Source organism: Rhodococcus globerulus NBRC 14531, assembly GCF_001894805.1.
Taxonomy (GTDB): domain Bacteria; phylum Actinomycetota; class Actinomycetes; order Mycobacteriales; family Mycobacteriaceae; genus Rhodococcus_F; species Rhodococcus_F globerula.
The window spans coordinates 660,054-679,298 of sequence record NZ_BCWX01000003.1 but is presented as its reverse complement, the minus strand read 5'-3'; the positions used below and the strand labels follow the sequence as shown (position 1 = coordinate 679,298).

The window sequence follows — 19,245 nt, the reverse complement described above, 5'->3', positions numbered from 1 at the left end:
TCACAGGCTGATCACGAACCCCAAGGAGCGAACAGGCATATGCGACACAGCCAGTTCACGCCCAGCAGGTTCACAGAATCAGAACCGGACGAGGTCACGCCCTCTTATCCAACGCACTCGGCCCGGCGTTACACCGAGACCAAAAGTTCTGAGATTTCTTCCCTTATGTTCACTCGCTCCGCATCCTCCACGTCGTCAGATTCCGACTCGGTAGACGCCTACCCGGCAGACTTCGAGACCGTCGAGTCCGACGTGAACAGCATCTCGACCTTCACGCCACCGGCATCTGCAGATGTCTCCTCCCCGGCTCGTCGCACCGGCGCTCACCGCATCCCCACCCCGCCCTCCGCACTCAAAGGCCGCGCCGCAGTTCTTGCAGTCGCAGCCGGCGCGGTAGTCGCAGCGGGACAGGCAGTAGTCGACAACGGCTCGGGCAATGCAGTCGGGCACTCGGACGTCGCACTTGCCGACCAGTCCTCCACCATCGGAACCACCGCACAGCCACAGGCAGCCCAGTTCGCGCCCACCGCCGCAGCGTCCTCCACCACGGCAGCCGACGCACCCCAGGTGCTCAACGTCGCCGCCCCGACCGACCTGTCGCAGTTCAGTAACCTCCTCGCCAAGGGCCAGCGTTTCAGCGAAGAGCGCGCAGCCCGCGAAGCCGCTGCCCGACGCCCCCTGTTCGTCCTCCCCGCTGTCGGAACTTTCACCTCGAACTTCGGTAGCCGCTGGGGCACCCTGCATGCCGGTGTCGATATCGCAGCACCCATCGGAACGCCCATCGTCGCAGTCGCCGACGGCACCGTCATCGACTCCGGCCCGGCTTCCGGGTTCGGTATGTGGGTTCGCCTGCAGCACGCCGACGGCACCATCACCGTGTACGGACACATCGACACCTCGGTAGTGACCGTCGGCCAGCAGGTCATGGCCGGCGATCAGATCGCCACCGTCGGCAACCGCGGCTTCTCCACCGGCCCGCACCTGCACTTCGAGGTTCATCTCGCCGGCGAGAACAAGATCGATCCCCTCCCCTGGCTCGCCTCGCGCGGTATCAGCCTGGGTATCGAGCAGGACTGAGCTCACCACAACCGAAACTTTCGGCCCGCACCTTTTCTCTGGTGCGGGCCGAAAGTCTTTCCAGAGCTTCTTGCCCCTACAGCTTCACCATCGGAACACCGCCGATGAGCATCAGACGCACCTTGCCTGCGCTGCCGAAGTCGATGGTGACTGTTGCGGTCGGGCCAGTGCCCTTGGTCTCGAGGACTGTGCCCAGTCCGTACTTGTCGTGACTGACCCGATCGCCGACGGCAAGAACCAGGTTGTTGTTCCGTCCTCGCGCAGCACCGAAACTTGGTGCGGGAGAGTCGTTTCGAGAGGTGTTGCCGTACCCGCGGCCACCTTGATTGCCGTAGCCACCGCCATAACCCTGACCGCCGGCATAGCCCTGACCGCCCCCGTAACCGGGTCGACCGCTTCCGAACCCGCCGCCGGTGCCCGGGTCTTCGCGGCGCCAGTTGATCAGATCCTCGGGAATTTCGCTGATGAACCGTGATGCGGGGTTCTGAATCGGCTGACCCCACGCGGAGCGCATGATCGCACGTGTCAAATACAACCGTTGCCGCGCGCGGGTGATCCCGACGTAGGCGAGGCGTCGTTCCTCGGAGAGTTCTGCCGGATCGCCGAGGGCCCGCATGTGCGGGAATTGACCGTCTTCCCAACCGGTTACGAAGACGACGGGGAATTCGAGGCCCTTGGCGGTGTGCAGTGTCATCATGGTGACAACACCTTCGTCGGAGTCGGGCAGCTGATCTGCGTCGGCCACCAACGACACTCGTTCGAGGAACGCTGCCAGCGAACCTGGATCGGGTTCACCTTCGCGCATCGCTGCGGTTTCTTCGTCGTCCGGGTCGATCAGTCCGGCAGCATTTCGCGCATCAGAACTGAATTCTCTTGCCACACTGACAAGTTCGTTGAGGTTGTCAAGCCTGGCGCCGTCCTGAGGATCACTGCTGGCAGCCAGTTCGCCGCGGTAGCCGCTACGTTCGAGCACGGCCTCGGCCACTTCACCGATATCGCCGAGCTCGGAAGACTCACTGCCGTCGGAAGATTCGGCCGGCAATAAAGTGCGCAGCCCGTCCATCATGTCGAGGAAGGCAACGATCGCCTTCTGCGAACGCGTATTGAGCAGTGCAACCTTGCCTTCCGCCGCATCCCGCAACGCGGCAGCAAAGCTGATGTTGCGATGCTCCGAATGCACTGCGACACAGGCCTCTGCGCGGTCGCCGATTCCGCGGCGCGGTGTGTTGAGGATTCGACGCAAGCTCACCGTGTCGTCCTCGTTGGCGAGTACCCGCAGGTAAGCGACGATGTCGCGAACCTCTTTGCGCTCGTAGAACCTGACGCCGCCCACGATCTTGTACGGCACACCGAGGCGGATGAAGATTTCCTCGAGCGCACGCGACGAGTTGTTGGTGCGGTAGAACACTGCGACGTCCGAGAATTTTGCGTCACCGTTCTCGACCAGTCGGTCGATCTCGGAGGCGACAAAGGATGCTTCGTCGTGCTCGTTGTCCGCAACGTATCCGACGATCAATTCGCCTTCACCGGAATCGGTCCACAACCGCTTCTCGCGTCGCCCCGTGTTCTTGGAGATGACGGCGTTGGCAGCCGAGAGGATGTTCTGCGTCGAACGGTAGTTCTGCTCGAGCAGAATCGTGCGGGCGTCGGGGTAATCGCGTTCGAACTCCACGATGTTGCGGATGGTGGCACCGCGGAACGCGTAGATGGACTGATCGGCGTCGCCCACAACACACAGTTCAGCCGGCGCCACCGCATGGTCGGATTCGCCTGCGCCGCCGACCAATTCACGAACCAGCATGTACTGCGCATGGTTGGTGTCCTGGTATTCGTCGACGAGGACGTGACGGAAGCGCCGACGGTAGTACTCCGTGATCTGCGGGAAGTTCTGAAGCAGAGCCACAGTCTCGCCGATGAGATCGTCGAAATCGAGCGCGTTGGCCGAGCGCAGGCGCTGCTGATAAATCCCGTACACCTTCGCAACCAGGCGGGGCAGTTCCGCGGGATCCTTGTCCGCGGCCGCGACTGCTTCCTCTGGGTCGATCAACTCGTTCTTGAGGTTCGAGATGTGCGTCGCAAGCAATCTGGCCGTGAAACGCTTGGTGTCGAGCTCGAGATCCTTGGAGATCATCGTCAGGAGCCGGCGCGAATCATCCGAGTCGTAGATGGAGAAGTTGGAGTTGAGCCCAGGAAGCAACGCCGCCTGAGCGCGCAGAATGCGAACACAACTCGAGTGGAACGTCGACACCCACATACTGTTGGCCCGCGGCCCGACCAATGCCGCGACGCGCTCACGCATCTCGGCTGCAGCCTTGTTAGTGAACGTGATGGCAAGGATCTGCCCCGGAGTGGCACCACGCTCGGCCAACAGATATGCGATGCGGCGCGTCAGCACTGCGGTTTTGCCCGAGCCTGCGCCGGCAACGATCAGCAGCGGTGAACCGGCATGGACCACGGCTTCGCGCTGCTGCGGGTTGAGACCCTCGAGAAGCTCGTCGGAACCTCGGCCACCCGGCTGGGCAGAATGACCGTGCTGGGCAGAATGACCGTGCTGGGGCCCATCGTGATCGTGCTCGAAGAGACCGCCCTGCGCGTAAAGACTGCCCTGCCCGTCAAGACCGTCTCGCCCGTCAAGACTGCCCTGCTCACCGACTGCTGGATACATGTTCATCGTCTGTCCACGCTACCGGCGTCCACCGACAAGAGTGTGAGTGCGGTGGCGGCACTTGGAACTGAGATGCCGAACATGGCAAACTGGACGCTATGTTGAGCCTGTGCAACACCGCAACCACCTGCGATTGCCGCAGTGTCGGTGCGCGGTGGCACTACTTTACGAGCGCCGGACCGCGGTGCTCGTGAAGTCTTCGAACAGCTCACCTGCCTCTGGTCCGACTCGGATCCGGGGCATTTTTCGTCAGGGCGCTGGATCGGTAACGACCCGAGCTGAGAACACGATCCACGCAGTAGAAAGAGGAGACGAATACATATGAGCACGCAGGCAACGGCACCCGAGGGAAACTCCACTCCGACCGACGTCGACGTTCCGCGCAGCGAAGCTGAGATCAACGAACTTCGTAAGGAGATCGATCGTCTCGACGCCGAGATCCTGGCAGCAATCAAGCGCCGCTCCGAGGTCTCACAGATCATCGGTCGTACCCGGATGGCATCAGGGGGGCCGCGCCTGGTTCACAGTCGTGAGATGAAGGTGCTCGAGCGTTTCAACGAGCTGGGCCAGGAAGGTCACACGCTCGCAATGCTGCTCCTGCGTCTCGGCCGCGGACGCCTGGGACACTAAGCCCCGCAGCTCGCACCGCCCTGCTCGCAGACCGGCTGATCGGAGCAGGCCAGGGTGCCGCCGAGACTCATCCAGAAGTTTCCAGACCGGGCCGTTAAAGTCGATGACTGTGAGCATTGACATCACCGGAACATCAGCCTGGCAGAAACTGCGCGCTCATCACGCCGATTTCCACGCCGTTCACCTTCGGGAACTCTTCGACGAGGATCCGGCTCGCGGAACCGAGTTGACGGTGGACGCCGGTGATCTCCACATCGACTACAGCAAGCACCGTGTCAGTCGTGAGACTCTCGACCTGCTGATCGCGCTGGCTCGAGAGGCCGGCGTCGAGGAGCGTCGCGACGCAATGTTCGCGGGTGATCACATCAACACCTCCGAGGATCGGGCGGTGCTACACACCGCACTGCGCCTCCCTGCTGATGCATCCCTCACTGTCGACGGCCAGGACGTCGTCGCCGATGTTCACGAGGTTCTGACGTCGATGGGCGCCTTTGCCGATCGTGTTCGCAGCGGCGAGTGGACCGGATTCACGGGAAAGCGCATCCGCACCATCGTCAACATCGGTATCGGCGGATCGGATCTCGGGCCGGTCATGGTGTACCGAGCACTGCGGCATTACGCCGACGCGGGCATCAGCCTCCGATTTGTCTCCAACATCGATCCCGTGGATCTGGTGGGGCAGCTGGCCGATCTGGATGCCGAGACCACCTTGTTCATCGTGGCATCAAAGACGTTCTCCACACTCGAGACCCTGACCAACGCAACGGCGGCAAAGCGCTGGCTGTTCGCCGGTCTGGGTAGCGAAGACGTCGCCGCCGTCGCCAAGCATTTTGTCGCGGTGTCCACCGACGCCGAGCGAGTCTCCGCGTTCGGGATCGACACGGTAAACATGTTCGGATTCTGGGATTGGGTGGGTGGCCGCTACTCGGTCGACTCCGCCATCGGCCTCTCCGTCATGTGTGCGGTCGGCCCCGTTCGCTTTGCCGAGTTCCTCGACGGCTTCCACCAGATCGACACGCATTTCCGCACCCGACCGCTGGAGGAGAATGCGCCGGCGATTCTCGGCTTGATCGGCCTCTGGTACTCCAACTTCTTCGGTGCACAGTCCCGCGCCGTGTTGCCGTATTCCAATGACCTGTTGCGCTTTCCGGCCTACCTGCAGCAGCTGACCATGGAGTCGAACGGCAAATCCGTCCGCTCCGACGGCACCCCGGTGACAACCTCGACAGGCGAGATCTTCTGGGGCGAACCAGGAACCAACGGCCAGCACGCCTTCTACCAACTACTCCATCAGGGCACCTGGTTGGTGCCTGCCGATTTCATCGGTTTTGCCGAGTCCACCGACGATCTGCCCACGGCTGACGGCACAGGTTCGATGCACGACCTCCTGATGAGTAACTTCTTTGCGCAGACCAAGGTGTTGGCGTTCGGCAAGAGCGCTGAGGAGATTGCGGCAGAGGGAACACCCCCGGAGTTGGTGCCGCACAAGGTGATGCCGGGTAACCGACCCACCAGCACCATCCTGGCCAAGGAGCTCACACCGTCGGTGGTCGGGCAGTTGATCGCACTCTACGAGCATCAGGTTTTTGTCGAAGGTGCTGTGTGGGGGCTCAATCCGTTCGATCAGTGGGGGGTCGAACTCGGCAAGACCCAAGCTTTGGAACTGGGGCCTGCACTCTCGTCGGCCGAGGCTCCGAGCGATCTCGGCGATTCCTCGACCGACGCCCTGGTGAACTGGTACCGGAAGCAGCGCGGCCGGGCCTGAGCAACTGGCTCGAACGCTCAGGCGGCGTCCGGACCGAACCAATTCTCGGTGGTGTACACACGCCCGGACTGATCCACCAATCGAGCTCGAAGTTCTTGCTGCTCAACCCATTTGATGGCGCCTATCCCCCGCACGAGCGCCGCACGGCTGGCGGCGTACGCCCACACTGCGTCGTCGGCAATCACCGACACCTGCGCCCATTCTGTTGACGGACGATCCTGGTGCGGTTGCCATGAAGGCGGTTCGGCGGCGTGCGCAGTGGCAATCGCCGTCCCGTTGGCCAGTTCGACGTCCTCGCCGCCCGGAACGGGAATCTGCCAACCACCGGCCGGAGCGTGCCCCGCAGTGGCAAGTACGTCGCCGATCCGCACCGCAACACCACATTGCAGCTCTGCCGCAACAGTTTGCGCGGCTCGATCGACGGTGTCCGCCTTTGCCACTCCCGTGATGTCGAACGAAGCTCCCCACGGCGCGTACACGACGTCGCCGTCGAGTTGCACGTCCTCGAATGTAGGGGTCGGGTGGACCGGCGGAATCGAGTCGTCCTCCGAGAAGTTGTCGGCAAGCGGGTTCACCTCACCGGCCGTCATACGGGCCGCCCACAGCGCCGAACGCAACAGTGACGACATTCGCCGGGTCACTTTCACCGGCGTCCCCTGAGCCAGATTGACGGCATGAATTTCGGCGTCGCCGCGCCCGAGATCGCACAGCGCTTCGGTGTCCTCGATGGCGGCAGCGATCAGCGCGTGTGCTGTGGGCAGTGCAGCACCCTCCGTGACATCCACTTCGATAGCGGAATCCCACATAGCCCACTTCTCGACACTGACCATGTCAGCCTGCCCTTCGTACCACGCGGCGTAACAACCAGTATGCGCCGAATCGCGGGTACGCCGCCAGAAACCGCAGGTCCTCTACGTGCCACGCCTACACTGCTGGGGTGGGAGTTCGCTTGAGTGTCGTCGACGAGATGTTTCTGTGGACCCACCGAGGTCTCGGCTTGCCGATCTTGATGCAGGGCGTATGGCGCACCGACAGCATCGTCGATCCGAGTGAGCTCGAGCAGTTGTGTGTACGGGTGGCGTCCGGGCCGCTCGGCCGACGCGTGCGCAGGCCGCGAATTCCGGGCGCCCGGCCCGAATTCATCGCCGACCCGCGTCATTACCCTCTCAGTTTTCGTTCGGTGCCCATCGCCGCCGACTCGGTGATCGAGTGGGCCGACGCTGCGGCCCTCCTCTCGGTTGACCCGGAACGAGGTCCGGGGTGGCGCATCGCCGCGACCTACGATTCAGACGGCGGAACCGTCGTCTCCGTGACGTGTTCCCATGTCCTTGCCGACGCCCGCGGATTGATCGGCGCCCTCAGCGACGCGATGCAGCGGAAACCGTCACCGCCGATCGATCGCACCGGCCACTCGGATATCACCGACGCGCGCTCGACCGTTGGCCGCGTTCTGCGCGGAACCACCCGTGCGGTGGGAGGATTGATCGTCAGTCCGGCGCGCAGAGCCGAACTCCGCGGCTTCACCGCACCGGCCGCCGCCACTCGGCGCTTCCAGCGACACTCGGTAACGTCCGCGGTTCTGGAAATCGACCGGGACCAATGGGATGACGTCGCAACGTCTTCCGGAGGTACCGCCAACAGCTTGTTCCTGGCATGTGTCGGCGAGCTAGCGCGAGCCGAGAACAAAACCGCCGCAGTCACGCTCAGCGTTCCGATGAACGTGCGTACCACTGACCAGGGAGACAATTCCGTCGACAATTCGGTCGCGATGGTCGCGATCCCGTTGACCCCCTCCACCACTCTCGCGCAGATTCGCACATTGTGCCGTGACGCGTTCGAGGCTCCTCCGATGTCGAGTCCGGCAGGCTTCCCGGCCGAACTCCTGCAGGTCGTCCCGGACCGAGTCGCTCATCGACTTGCCGACGGACCTGGTCAGCGAGATGCCTTGTGCTCCAATATCGGTACGGTCGACATCGACCAGTTCGAGGGGCACCGGACTACGGGGCTTGCCCTCCGCGCGGTGCATCCTGGAGCGAGCGCCGCTCAACTGGACAACACATCAACTCGAGTCTCCGGATACCTCAGTCGCAACCACGCCACGTACACCTTGTCGCTGGTGAGCTTCGTATCGGCCGACAATCAGGCGCTGCGCACGCTGGCCTGCAACACGCTCGAAAAATTCGGCATCTTCGCTCGCCCCTGGTAGCGCTCATTTCCCTCCAAGCGAACTCGCCAGTCGAGGCCTTGGCAGAGCCGAAAGGTATGCTCGCACAAGAGACTGGCCGGTAACTTAGCCAAATCAGCTGCATAAGAGCGTAAATCAGTACAAACCGCCCGGAAGGTACTGATTTAATATTCTGATAACGAACGGTCAGTTCGCGTCGCAAATCACACTGTCCACAAACGCTTTCAGAGCCGGAAAACCCAAATATCCCCAGGTAAAAGCACTCTCATTTCTAAACATCCAATTTTGAGTCGTCTACTATGTGACATCTGCTTCGCATAACTATGCAATCGCAGAAATATGCAGCACATTGTGGCGCACACGTCACAAGCGAAGGGAGGAACCGTGGAAATGGGAGGAACCGTGGCAGATTCGTTCCGAGAACGATTGAACGCCCTGTACCCCGTAACACCTCCCCGATTGACCAATGCGCAAGTTGTAGACGCACTTTCCCAACGTGGCTGCCGAATTTCCACACCGTATCTCTCGCAGCTGCGCAGTGGCGTTCGAACCAACCCGTCTGAGCAGGTGGTGCTGGCACTCGCCGACTTCTTCGGAGTCGACGCCGAGTACTTCTTTGCACCTACCCCTCGCCATGATCCGGAACTGATCCCCGATGAGGACCGTTCGGTTGCGGAAGAATTCTATGACAACGAATTACGTTCCCTCACACGTAAAGCCGTAGATCTGTCCCCCGAGTCACAGAGCCTGCTTTCCTCGATTGCCGAGAAGCTCAGGTCCTCCGAAGGCCTGCCATCCGTCCCGCCGGACTGCATTACCTACACTGCGCCACAGCCACGCGCCTGATCACCATTCGACGCGGCAGCGCTGCATCTATACCGAAAGTTGTTGCAGTACAACTGCAACTGGCATCCCCGTGAATGCCGCGACCAACGTCGAACATCCGGTGACAGTATGCGGGAAGATCTACGTTTCCCGTGGCCCCTTCGCGGGTATCCCCCACTGCCAGTAGCGCCCACCTTCGAATGGAGCGATCATGCGCAGACAGTGGTTGTTCGCGATTGTGGCCAGTGCCGCACTTGCCGCGTCCGGCTGTTCGTACGACGCCACCGACTCCGGCACCGATGCGGACAACGTCACCGTGATGCCGACATCGTTGTCGCCGCCGGCCGCAGCCGACGCGGTGCTACTGAAGACTGCCGACTCTCCACTGGGAACAATTGCCGTCGACGGCGAAGGTATGACCGTCTACATCTACGACCCGGACGAGGAGCACCCGACCGGGGATTCGTGCGACGAGAGCTGCCTCCGGCATTGGCCTGCCGTCACGTCTGTCACCGATTCTCCGGTGACCGAGGGGATCAACGCGGCGCTCGGTACCGTACCGGGACCTGACGGTTCGTTCCAGGTGACGGTCAACGGCAAGCCGGTCTACCGATACTTGGACGATGAAGTGCCCGGCGACATGTTGGGGCAGGCCGTCGGTAGTCTGTGGTTCATGATCGACGAATTCGGGAATCCCGTCTTCACCACGGAGTAGTCGGATCCCGCGACAGTTCGCTCAGTTGTACGGTTGCCGTGCGGTTTCCGGGTCGCCGAATGTGATTGCGCGTTCCCGGCGCGTTTTCGACGCAAGGGTGACGCCCCAGTTCAGTGCCGTGCTGACGCGGTTGCGGAAACCCGCGAGGAACGCGATGTGAATGACTCCCCAGGACACCCAGCCGATGAAGCCCGACATCCGGATCGGTCCGGCCTGCAGGAGTGCGTGGCGACGCGAAATGTAGGCGGCAGTACCGAGATCGCGGTACTTGAAGGGCTTTCCGTTCGGTCGACCGTTTTCGACGCGGGCAGCGATCTGCGCCCCCGCGTAGCGTCCACCCTGCATAGCCACTTCGGCGACACCGGGCAACTTGTCCCGGGACATGATGTCGCCGACGACCCAGATGTTCGGGTGGCCTGGCACGGTCAGGTCGGCCTCGACGTCGATGCGGCCGCCGCCGACCTGCTTGACGCCGAGCGCCGTGGCGAGCGCTTCGACAAACGGCACTGCTTCGACACCGGCGGTCCACAAAATGGTGCGGGTCTCGTAGCGCTGCTTCGCTTTTGTCTTCTTGTCGGTGGTCTCGATCTCGGTTTCACCGACGTCGGTGACATGCACGCCGAGATGCGTTTCGACGCCGATCTTCGCGAGCGTGCGCGCGGCAGCCGCGGACAGCGATCTGTTGAACGACGGCAACACTCGATCGTCACCGTGGAAGAGGAGCACTCGCGCCTCGTCCGGGTCGATGGACCTGAATTCGTTGGTGAGCGCGTGCATCGCCAATTCGCGTATCTGCCCCGCGATCTCGACCCCGGTCGGTCCGCCGCCGGCAACGGCGAACGTCAACCACGGACGCCGTTCCTCGGCAGTGGGGAGAGATTCGGCCATTTCGAACGCGGCAATGAGACTGCGGCGGATGGCCAGCGCGTCGTCCAGCGTTTTCATTCCGGGCGCCCATTTGATGAAGTCGTCCTGGCCGTGGTACGACTGCCGCATGCCGGCCGCCACGATCAGATAGTCGTACGGTAGGTCGAATGTCGAACCGTCGAATCTGCTTGCGGTCAGCAGCCGAGCTTCGGCATCGAGGGATTTTGCTTCGCCCAGCACTACATTCGTATTCTTCTGGTCTTCCAGAAGGTGCCGAAGTGGGCTCGCGATCTGGCCTTCGGAGAGGAGTCCGGTTGCACACTGGTAAAGCAACGGCTGAAACACGTGACTGGTTCCGCGATCGATCAGAACTACTTCGACGTCGGCTTTCTTCAACTTCTTGGCTGCGTAGAGGCCGCCGAATCCGCCGCCGACAATGACAACGCGCGGCTTGCCGTTCGACTTGTGGATACTCATCAGACGAACCTCGCCGTCACCGAGTTGGGCAGAAACCGCAGTGCAGCATCGATTCCCTGCCATTTCAGTCCGGGAAGCGCCGCTCGTGTCACTTCTTTTTCGATGGCCGTAACCATCGCATCGACGCCCTCGTCGAGCTCAGCCATCAAGGAAGAATCGTCGCCGGCACTCGCCGACATGTCCGTCTTGATGAAACCTGGCAGCAGGGTGGTCACTCGAATCGGCGTGCGCGCCAGTTCGATACTGAGAGCCTCACCGAGCGCGGCCACCCCGGCTTTGCTCGCTGAATATGCGGCTTTGGTGCCGGGAAGTCCGCGATCTGCACTGATCGAGGACACCAGTACAAGGTGCCCGGCGTTCTGCGTGCGGAATATCTCGAGTGCGGCCTCGCACTGTGACAGTGCGCCTACGAAGTTCGTCTGCGCTGTCGCAAGATTCGCATGCGCCTTACCGGTACCGATCTTGGCGCCCTTACCCAGACCGGCATTGACGATCACCCGATCGAGCCCACCGAGTAGGTCGCGAAGTTCGCCGAACACTCGGACAACGGAATCATGTTCTGTGACATCGAGCCCTGCCACCGCAACTGTGATCCTCGGATGCTCGGCGAGCAGTTGCTTCCGGAGGGCGTCGAGCCGATCGGTTCTCCTGGCGCACAGAGCCAGATCGCGTCCCCGCGCTGCGAACCTTCGTGCCATTTCTTCGCCGAGACCCGAACTTGCGCCGGTGATCAGAATCTTCTGCCGCGTCATGGCTGCCACTGTAACCACCGCAGGGTCACTGCACGGCCCGTCAGTCGACAAACCGGTTACCCTGCACATCACCACCTGATCGGCATACCGTAGAGCGATGACCGAAGAATTCGATGTCATAGTCATCGGCGGCGGACCGGCGGGCGAGAACGCCGCGGCCTACGCAATAGCCGGAAGCACCCGTACCGCTGCCATCGTGGAGCACCAACTAGTCGGTGGTGAATGCTCGTACTGGGCGTGTATGCCGAGTAAGGCGCTACTGAGGCCAGGGCAGGTGCTCGACGACGCGGGCGCGTTGCCAGGTGTATCCGCCGCGCCGCCGGACATCGACGCGATCTTGGCCAGACGTGACTCCTTTACCCACAACCACGACGATTCCTCGCAGGTCGAGTGGGCCGAGTCCGCCGGTATCGACGTGATCAAAGGCCACGGCGTTCTGGACGGCGAGCGGACCGTTGTTGTCGACGGCACGCGCACACTCTTCGCCCGCCAGGCCGTCGTACTTGCCACCGGAACAACCGCGTCGGTCCCGGACACACCCGGACTGCGGGCTGCGCTCCCTTGGACGTCACGCGACGCCACCAATCTCCACGAAGTTCCGCGGCGTGTTGCCGTCATCGGCGGCGGCGTCGTCGCATCGGAGTGCGCAACGTGGTTGTTGTCATTCGGCGCCGAGGTGACGTTGCTGGTACGCGGCAACGCAGTGCTGAAATCTGCCGAACCGTTTGCCGGAGACATGGTTGCGCGTCATCTCACCGCACGGGGAGCCGACGTGCGGTTCGGGACTACCGTCCATTCCGTATCGCGACCCGATGCCCGGGATACTGGTGAAGGGAACATTCACGGTGGGCCGGTCACCATCGACACCTCTTCCGGTGTGATCGAGGTCGACGAACTGATTGTTGCCGCAGGCCGTGCGCCGACGTCGGCGCAGTTGGGGTTGTCGTCCGTCGGTTTGACCGATGGTGCGTACGTTCCGACGGACGATCACCTGTGTGCACAGGGCGAATGGCTTTATGCCGTCGGAGATATCAACGGCCGGTCACCGCTGACCCATATGGGTAAGTACCAGGCCCGAGTGTGCGGCGATGTGATCGCCGCACGAGCAGCGGGACGCGCGCTGGTCGACCCACGGTTCATCGCCTCCGCTGACAGCGGCCGTGTTCCACAGGTGGTATTCACCTCGCCCGAAGCAGCGTGGGTGGGGCGCACCGAAAAGCAGGCCAGGGCAGACGGTATCGACGTCGAGGTCGTGGAGATCGACATTGCCGTCGCAGGATCCTCGCTGCTCCGTGACAATTACGAAGGCCGCGCGAAACTGGTGATCGACCGTGGTGCCGACGTAATCGTCGGGGCAACTTTCGTCGGTCCGGATGTCTCGGAATTGCTCCACGCAGCAACAATTGCCGTCGTCGGTGCGGTCCCGCTCGACACGTTATGGCATGCGGTGCCGTCGTATCCGACGGTCAGCGAAGTATGGCTCAGGTTGTTGGAGGCACGGCGGTAATCGGGGGCAGAAGTTACGTATAGTCGCGACTATGGCGGCAGACGCACCGACGAATCCAGGTCTACTCGTACGCACAGCTGACGGAACATTGCGCGGCACGCGGGTGGGCAAACTCCGTGCGTGGCGAGGCATTCCTTACGCGTGTCCCCCGGTCGGAGCTTTGCGGCTGCAAGCGCCACGACCAGTGCGGCCTTGGCGAGGTGAGCGGAACGCGTCGGCATTCGGCGATGCGTCGGTCCAGAACAAGAAGGGCTTGGCGCTGGCTCCCGGGAAGTATCAACCCAGCAGCGAAGACTGCCTCACACTCAATGTTCTTGCCCCCGAATACCCCAGCCGCGAGCCCCTTCCGGTGATGGTGTTCATCCACGGGGGCGCCAATACCATTGGCACCTCGGCGACGGGCATCTATTCCGGGCGCTCGCTCGTCACCCGCGGCAACATCGTGTACGTATCGATCAATTACCGACTGGGCGCTCTGGGTTTCTTGGATTTCACCGAATTCTCCACTCCTCGGCATCATTTCGACGCCAACCTCGGGCTTCGTGATCAAGTGGCCGCATTGCAATGGGTGCAGCGGAACATTGCAGCATTCGGCGGCGACCCCGATCGAGTGACGGTCTTCGGCGAATCGGCCGGCGGCACTGCCGTCACCACTCTGCTGGCGACGCCGGCGGCCAAAGGATTGTTCGCGGCCGCCATAGCGGAGAGCCCGGCACCGGATCTTGTTGCCAACCAGTCACTCTCACGCGAATGGGGTCGACGGTTCATCGACATTCTGGGCTCCGACGCCACCCCGGACCAGGCTCTGCGTCTTACGTCGGCTCGTGAATTGGGCCGCGCCGGAGCCCGCCTGGGAGCCGAAGCTCTTGCTGCTACACCAGGGCTCCATCCGTTCGGGCCCAGTGTCGACGGAGATTTTCTTCCCCATCCGCCGGCGGAGGCGTGCAGTCGTGGCCTGGCACATCGGGTTCCGCTGATCATCGGCACCAACAAGCGTGAGGGCACGCTCTTCCCGAAGTTCCTCGACGGGCTCCCGACAACTCCCGCGCGAATCGAGAGGATGTTCGCCCTCACCGATCCCGCAGCCGGAAATCGAATCCTTGCAACATATCCGGGATACCCGAGCACTGACACTGCAATCGACATCGGCGGCGACGTGACTTTCTGGCATCCGTCGGTGGAGTTGGCGCAGGCACACGCGCAGTACGCACCCACGTACGCCTACCGCTTCGACTTTGCGCCACCACTGATGCGATGGGTCGGTCTCGACGCCACTCACGGTTTCGAAATGTTTGCGGTATTCGGTATCGGTGACAGCGCCGTCGGCCGTGGCCTCACAGTTCCTGGTGGCAGGCGAGGCCTCAGCGCCGTCACCGAGGCGATGCAGGGACATTGGCTGCACTTCGCACAGCATGCGGCACCTCGAAGTGACTGGCCGAGTTACGCCGCGCAGCGTCACACGATGATCTTCGACGCGATCTCTCGCGTGGACACCGATCCGCGCGCCGAGCAACGACGCGCCTGGTCCGGCTATGCGGGCTACCGCAACTACGCACCGAATCAGGTTTCTTCGTGACCGACAACCTTGACGTAGTACTCGATTCGGGAAAGATCCGGGGCCGCTACCTCGCGACCCGCACCGGTCGACTCCGCACCTGGCGCGGCATTCCCTACGCTGCTTCGCCGATCGGGCCGGCGCGGTTTCTCGCACCGCAACCAGTTGCCGCGTGGGCGGGAACCCGCTCGGCCACCGAGTTCGATTCACCGGCACCACAGCGTAAGAGCACCGAAAACGAGTCGTGTCTGTTCGTGAATGTTCTTGCGCCCGAGTCGGCCCGTGTTACCCCACGTCCCGTGATGGTGTTCATTCACGGCGGCGCGTACAACGGCGGAAATCCGTCAACGCCGATGTACTGGGGAACGTCGTTGGTGGAACGTGGCGATGTCATCTACGTCTCCGTCCAGTACCGCCTCGGCGCGCTCGGCTACCTCGATTTCAGTGAATTCTCCACTGCGGAGCACTCATTCGACTCGAATATCGGGCTACGTGACCAGATTGCGGCACTCGAATGGGTCCAGCGAAACGCCGCGGCGTTCGGCGGTGACCCTGACAACGTCACAATCTTCGGTGAATCCTCCGGCGCAAATGCCGTCACCACTGTGATGACAACACCGTCTACGCGAGGGTTGTTTGCCCGCGCCATCGCTCAAAGCCCGCCGGCAGCTTCGGCATACGGAAAAGAACGCGCGCACGGGTGGGCACGCGAATTCCTCGACATTGCCGGAGCCCCGACCAAGACACCCGCGGCCTGGCTACGAAATGTACCGGTTCGTCGACTCGTCGAGGTCGGCGACGAACTTGTGCGTCGCGGCGCTGACGAGGAACCTGGTACCCGTGCTTTCGCGCCTGTTGTGGGCGACGACGTCCTCCCCGAACATCCGCTGGACGTCTTTGCCGCCGGAAAATCTCATCCCGTGCCACTGATAGTCGGGTCAAATCTCCACGAGGGCAGAATCTTTCCACGTTTCCTCAACATTCTTCCCACCGATCCTGCCCGCATCGAGAAAATGTTCTCGCACGTTTCGGCCGACGTGAAGGCCCGCGCACTCGCCGCCTATCCGACGTATCCGCACCGCTACGCCGCCGCAGACATCGGCGGCGACATCACATTCTGGGAACCGATGGTCCTGTGCGCACAAGGACATTGCGACGTGGCCCCCACGTACAGCTACCGCTACGATTTTGCGCCGCGCATCCTCACCCTGGTCGGACTTGGCGCCACCCACGCCACAGAACTGTTTGCCGTGTTCGGGCGATCGGACGCCCTCACCGGTGCGCTGACCGCGATCGGTGGGCGTCGGTCCCTGGCGACGGTCACCGAAGCGATGCAAGAACATTGGATCAACTTCGCGAGAACCGGTAGCCCGGGTACCGAGTGGCCCGTGTACACGAGCGCCCAGCGGAGAACCATGATTTTCGACCGCATCAGCCGAGTGGAGAGCGATCCACTCGGCGACCGTCGACGAGCCTGGATCGGATACGAGCACCGACGCTGACAACAGGGCAAGATGTACACACACCAAGAACGAAGGGGTTCCCATGTCCGAGCGTTCACGCACCATCGCCGTCACCGGCGCCACTGGCCACATCGGCGGGGAGGTCGCTCGCATCCTCACCGAGTCCGGTATTCCGCTGAGGCTGATCGCGCGTTCGATCAGCCGACTCCCCCAGTTACCCGGTACGGAGAGCGCTGAGGCCACCTTCTCCGATCACGATCGCGCCGCCGCGGCCCTGCACGGCATCGACATCTTGTTCATGGTCTCGGCAGCAGAGAGTGCCGACCGTCTCGATCAGCACCGCACCTTCATCGACGCTGCCGTCTCCGCAGGCGTGCGCCACATCGTCTACACCTCGTACCTCGGCGCAGCACCGGACGCCACCTTCACGTTGGCCCGCGATCACTGGGCCACTGAGCAACATATCCGTTCCACCGCAATGTCTTTCACCTTTCTTCGCGACAGCGCTTACCTCGACTTCCTTCCCGCCATGGCCGGCGCTGACGGTGTCATCCGGGGCCCGGCCGGCAATGGCGCGGTCGGCGCGGTTGCTCGATCGGACATCGCCCGCGTCGCCGCGTCGGTACTGACCGATCCCGACGCGCATGTCGGCCGAACCTACGACCTCACCGGTCGGGAAGCGCTCACCCTCGCCGAGGTGGCAGCGATCATCACCGACGTCACCGGGCGTGAGACGGTTTACCACGAAGAAACCGTCGAGGAGGCCTATGCATCCCGCGCGTCGTACAACGCACCGGACTGGGAAGTTGACGCCTGGGTGTCCACCTACACCGCCATCGCAAACGGAGAACTCGCTGTCATCAGCACTGCGGTGGAAGACATCACCGGACGCCCCCCGTTGACGCTGCGCGAACTCCTCACCAGTGATCTCGGCAATGATCTCAACACTGACGAAACCGGTACCGACGCCTGATGCCACCCCGCAAGCGAACTGCAACAACACGTAAGCCAGCCACCCGAAAGACAGCTACACGAAAGGCGCCCACCCGAAAGACAGCTACAACTCCGGACGTTCCCACCGCAGGCCCGGGTGAACGTGTCTGGCTCCTCGACGTCCCGTTCCGGACTGCGGCGCCGGGCGCACAGTTCGTGAAGAAATGGAAGAGCTATGCCTGGGTGGGCAGCGAACTTCCTACAGAACTACTGTCGTTCAAAGCGCTCCCCTTCTCCTACCAGCAGTGGGTAGAGGACGACATCAATGGCGGCGCCGGAGAACGTCCGACGTCGGCGCCTAAAATACCGAGACCTGTTCAGGTTTCGGGGGCCGCTGCGGTAGTCGACGCCGCCCGCGCCGGCCGACGCGGTTTCTTGTTGGCCGACAACGCAGGTCTGGGCAAGACACTCATTGCGATCATGGCGGCCAAGACAATTGCCGAAGAACGTGGCGAGTCCAGCATCCTGGTCCTCGTCGACCGACCCGCTCAGATCACCATCCCGCATTGGCGGTACTCCATCGCTTCCGTCGGCGACGGCGGATTCCGTTGGCTGATCATGTCTCCCGATCAACTGAAGAAGCTCATTGCCCGCAACGGCCGCCCCAAGTACACATTCGGGGTTGTCATTGCCGACGAAGCCCAGCTGTACAGCAACGACACTCAGCGCACAGCGGCGTTCGAGAAGGTTGCCCGCTTCCCCAACAGTCACGATCAGTCGCCATTTGTCCTGTCGGTGACCGCAACGCCTGGTCACACTCCTGCCGATCAGCGTTATCTCGCACCAGTTTTCGCGCAGCTACACAACGAGCCGTCGGAGTACTGGTCGGACTTAGGCGCCAGGCTACTCGAATCCGGCCTCCCACTGGATAAGTCGTACGGCAAGTGGACGTGGAGCGCCGAAGCCAAGGAATCACCGACTCTACAGGCGAGCGCTCTGGAAACCGTCCGAGGATGGTTGTCGAACAGTAAGCCTCCGTTGATGATTCATCGCCGAACTCCGTGGGGTCCGGTCCCACTCGACGGTATGCCTATCGACCTCACGCCCTCTCAACGCGCGCAGTACGAGACGGAGTGGGCCGAGTACGCGTACGAAATGGGATTGGCACGTAAAAGCTGCAACATTGCTCGCGGCCGCGCGCTGGTTCTGCGATACCGGCAGAAGGCCGGCATGATCCGCGCCGAATCCACCGCTCAGTGGGCGCAGGCTCAGGTCAAGGCAGGAAAGCAGGTGCTGGTGGCCGTCGAATTCGTGTCAACAGCGGGCGATCCGCTGGTCGAGATGATCGAAGACTCGGGGATTTCCGTTGCCAAGATTTTTGGCGCGGTCACCGACAAGGAGCACCAACGCCTTCGCTTCCAACGCGGCGAGGCGCCCGTTGTCGTTTTCAACGTCACGACGTCCATCTCACTGCATGCCAACGAGGCATTGCCGGACGGCACTCACGCGTCACCGCTGCCTCGCACCGGGATCTTCCATCAACCCCGGTACTCCGGTATTGCCGCCGAGCAGACTTTTGGTCGATCACACCGCGACTACCAAACGTGCCCGTGGCTCATCCCTTTTGGCGTCGGCACCAAGGAAGAGGATGTTGCAACAACGATGTTGCGTAATCTTCAGTCGGTAACCGGTTTGAAGGGTGGAGACCAGTCGGGCCTTCGCAGTCTCGCCGAACTCCTCGGCGTTGAATGGCTCGAGCCTGATGTCCTTACTGCCGAGCGCTAGACGCACTCGGTGCCGTTGATGCAACCCTTGATGTCCGCCCCGTC

15 protein-coding genes are annotated in these 19,245 nt (G+C 62.4%); 11 read left to right on the top strand and 4 right to left on the bottom strand.

Translation table 11 applies throughout. The features are described 5' to 3' along the window. Positions 1–39 precede the first annotated feature (39 nt). Entirely contained in the window at positions 40–1,077 is a 1,038-nt protein-coding gene (locus tag RG2_RS18445; protein WP_033234205.1) for a M23 family metallopeptidase, read from the top strand. Positions 1,078–1,153: 76 nt separating this feature from the next. Here RG2_RS18445 and pcrA read toward each other — a convergent pair whose 3' ends face one another. Beyond that, positions 1,154–3,748 carry a DNA helicase PcrA gene (pcrA, locus tag RG2_RS18440; protein ID WP_230590130.1) on the bottom strand — a complete coding sequence of 865 codons (2,595 nt, stop codon included), beginning with the start codon at positions 3,746–3,748 and terminating at the stop codon, positions 1,154–1,156. A gap of 315 nt (positions 3,749–4,063) precedes the next feature. On the opposite strand from pcrA, the gene RG2_RS18435 reads away from it, so the two are divergent. Together RG2_RS18435 and pgi are read left to right on the top strand one after the other, a co-directional pair. Further along, positions 4,064–4,372 carry a chorismate mutase gene (locus RG2_RS18435; RefSeq protein ID WP_033234204.1) on the top strand — a complete coding sequence of 103 codons (309 nt, stop codon included), beginning with the start codon at positions 4,064–4,066 and terminating at the stop codon, positions 4,370–4,372. Positions 4,373–4,481: 109 nt separating this feature from the next. After that, positions 4,482–6,137: a glucose-6-phosphate isomerase gene (gene pgi, locus RG2_RS18430; protein WP_172935700.1), complete on the top strand. Its 1,656-nt coding sequence runs from the start codon at positions 4,482–4,484 to the stop codon at positions 6,135–6,137. A 17-nt stretch (positions 6,138–6,154) separates the two neighbouring features. On the opposite strand, the gene RG2_RS18425 is transcribed toward pgi, so the two are convergent. After that, the gene (locus RG2_RS18425; RefSeq protein WP_033234202.1) at positions 6,155–6,967 is read right to left on the bottom strand and encodes an FAD:protein FMN transferase; all 813 of its coding nucleotides are present in this window, start codon (positions 6,965–6,967) and stop codon (positions 6,155–6,157) included. Positions 6,968–7,074: 107 nt separating this feature from the next. Between RG2_RS18425 and RG2_RS18420 the strand changes: the two genes are divergently transcribed. The 3 genes from RG2_RS18420 to RG2_RS18410 all read left to right on the top strand — a co-directional run bounded on the left by RG2_RS18420 (position 7,075) and on the right by RG2_RS18410 (position 9,862). Next, positions 7,075–8,343, top strand: coding sequence for a hypothetical protein (locus RG2_RS18420; RefSeq protein WP_230590129.1), 1,269 nt, complete (start codon positions 7,075–7,077; stop codon positions 8,341–8,343). A gap of 381 nt (positions 8,344–8,724) precedes the next feature. Next, the gene (locus RG2_RS18415; RefSeq protein WP_033234389.1) at positions 8,725–9,168 is read left to right on the top strand and encodes a helix-turn-helix domain-containing protein; all 444 of its coding nucleotides are present in this window, start codon (positions 8,725–8,727) and stop codon (positions 9,166–9,168) included. A gap of 190 nt (positions 9,169–9,358) precedes the next feature. After that, complete coding sequence (locus RG2_RS18410; protein ID WP_033234201.1) at positions 9,359–9,862, top strand: COG4315 family predicted lipoprotein; 504 nt, start codon at positions 9,359–9,361, stop codon at positions 9,860–9,862. Between the two features lie 21 nt (positions 9,863–9,883). On the opposite strand, the gene RG2_RS18405 is transcribed toward RG2_RS18410, so the two are convergent. Next, positions 9,884–11,206, bottom strand: a complete 1,323-nt coding sequence (locus RG2_RS18405; RefSeq protein WP_033234200.1) for an NAD(P)/FAD-dependent oxidoreductase — start codon at positions 11,204–11,206, stop codon at positions 9,884–9,886. Then, positions 11,206–11,958: an SDR family oxidoreductase gene (locus tag RG2_RS18400; RefSeq protein WP_033234388.1), complete on the bottom strand. Its 753-nt coding sequence runs from the start codon at positions 11,956–11,958 to the stop codon at positions 11,206–11,208. Before RG2_RS18400 ends, RG2_RS18405 begins: the two co-directional genes overlap by 1 nt. Before the next feature lie 97 nt (positions 11,959–12,055). On the opposite strand from RG2_RS18400, the gene RG2_RS18395 reads away from it, so the two are divergent. The 5 genes from RG2_RS18395 to RG2_RS18375 are packed head-to-tail and all read left to right on the top strand — an operon-like array spanning position 12,056 to position 19,201. After that, positions 12,056–13,465 carry a dihydrolipoyl dehydrogenase family protein gene (locus RG2_RS18395; RefSeq protein ID WP_033234199.1) on the top strand — a complete coding sequence of 470 codons (1,410 nt, stop codon included), beginning with the start codon at positions 12,056–12,058 and terminating at the stop codon, positions 13,463–13,465. A gap of 31 nt (positions 13,466–13,496) precedes the next feature. Then, the gene (locus RG2_RS18390; RefSeq protein ID WP_033234198.1) at positions 13,497–15,041 is read left to right on the top strand and encodes a carboxylesterase/lipase family protein; all 1,545 of its coding nucleotides are present in this window, start codon (positions 13,497–13,499) and stop codon (positions 15,039–15,041) included. Next, a complete protein-coding gene (locus RG2_RS18385; protein ID WP_033234197.1) occupies positions 15,038–16,522 on the top strand; it encodes a carboxylesterase/lipase family protein in 1,485 nt (494 codons plus the stop codon). The genes RG2_RS18390 and RG2_RS18385 overlap by 4 nt, the downstream gene beginning before the upstream one ends. 43 nt (positions 16,523–16,565) lie before the next feature. Then, positions 16,566–17,456, top strand: coding sequence for an SDR family oxidoreductase (locus RG2_RS18380; RefSeq protein ID WP_051730472.1), 891 nt, complete (start codon positions 16,566–16,568; stop codon positions 17,454–17,456). After that, a complete protein-coding gene (locus tag RG2_RS18375) occupies positions 17,456–19,201 on the top strand; it encodes a DEAD/DEAH box helicase family protein (RefSeq protein ID WP_033234196.1) in 1,746 nt (581 codons plus the stop codon). The genes RG2_RS18380 and RG2_RS18375 overlap by 1 nt, the downstream gene beginning before the upstream one ends. The last annotated feature ends 44 nt before the right edge of the window (positions 19,202–19,245 follow it).